Genomic DNA, 1,316 nt, shown 5'->3' with positions numbered 1-1,316 from the left:
CCCCACCCCCTCCGACCACCCCGTCCCATCCGCACCCACCCCGAACGACTTGCACCGACCATCCACCGCCAGCCCCTGCTGACGCGAAAACTCGATCCAGGCCCCGGGGGTGGACATGACGGTGACTCCGCCCACGAGAGCGAGCGTGCAGTCGCCGTGGCGCAGTGACTGGATGGCGGTGTGCAGGGCGACCAGGGAGGAGGAGCAGGCGGTGTCGACCGTGATCGCAGGACCGTGCAGGCCCAGGGTGTAGGCGATCCGGCCGGATGCCACGCTGGCGGCGCTTCCGGCGAGCACATAGCCGCGCAGTTCGTCCGCGCAGGTGTCCATGTCGGCGTAGGTCTGACCGGCGAAGCCGGTGAACACGCCGGTGGGGGTGTCACGGAGGGAGGACGGGTCGATGCCCGCGCGTTCGACGGCCTCCCAGGCGACTTCGAGCAGCAGACGCTGCTGCGGGTCGGTCGCCAGTGCCTCGCGGGGCGACATGCCGAAGAAGGCCGCGTCGAAGTCACCGGCCGCGTCGAGGAAGCCGCCGCGGGTGGAGTCGGAGTGGACGGCGAGGTGGTCGAGGTCCCAGCCGCGATCGTCGGGGAAGTCACCGATGGCGTCCACCCCGTCGGCGACGAGCCGCCACAGGTCTTCCGGCGTGCGAACGCCGCCCGGGTAGCGGCAGGCCATGGAAACGATGGCGATCGGGTCGTCGTCGGCCTCCAGGCCGGCGAGCCGTTCCCGGGTGCGCTGGAGTTCCGCGGTGACCCGCTTGAGGTAGTCGGTGAGCTTCTGCTCGTTGGCGGTGGTCATCGGCGGTCAGTCCCCTTCCGGGCCGAGTTCTTTGTCGACGAGTGCGAACAGGTCGTCCAGGGACGGTTCGGGTTCTGGGCTCAGCAGAGTGCGCAGGTGCGTGGCGAGTGCGGTCGGTGAGGGGTGGTCGAAGACCAGGGTGGGCGGGAGCGCGAGGCCGCTGATCCGGTTGATGCGGTTGACCAGTTCGACGGCGGTGAGGGAGTCGAAGCCGGTCTCGTGGAAGGGCCGTTCGGGATCGATGGCGCCCGGATCCGCGTGACCGAGTACGGCCGCGGTCTGCTCGCACACCGCGTCCAGTAGATGGGAGTCGCGGTCGCTCGCGGGGAGTTCGGCGAGCCGTTCACGCAGTCCGGACTCGGCGGGGGTCACCGCGGGTCCGGTGGATATGACGGTCTCGGGGGGCGCTCCGTCGGCGATCCAGTAGTGGTGGTGGTCGAAGGCATACGTGGGCAGATCCACACGGCGGGCGCCGGTACCGGCGTAGAAGGCGTCCCAGTCCACCGGAACACCCA

The 1,316-nt window shown here is 70.1% G+C and carries 2 protein-coding genes; both read right to left on the bottom strand.

Annotated features, from left to right (window positions below; genetic code table 11):
- Nucleotides 1-801 (bottom strand): beta-ketoacyl synthase N-terminal-like domain-containing protein (locus ACIHAA_RS31870; protein ID WP_399823316.1); only part of this gene is annotated, 801 nt, incomplete at its 3' end.
- Between the two features lie 6 nt (nucleotides 802-807).
- On the bottom strand, nucleotides 808-1,316 hold a 509-nt coding region (locus ACIHAA_RS31865), incomplete at its 5' end, for an acyl carrier protein (RefSeq protein WP_399823314.1).

This window comes from Streptomyces sp. NPDC052040 (genome assembly GCF_044548405.1).
Lineage (GTDB): Bacteria > Actinomycetota > Actinomycetes > Streptomycetales > Streptomycetaceae > Streptomyces.
The sequence above is the reverse complement of the archived record's forward strand: the minus strand, read 5'-3'. Positions and strand labels throughout refer to the sequence as shown.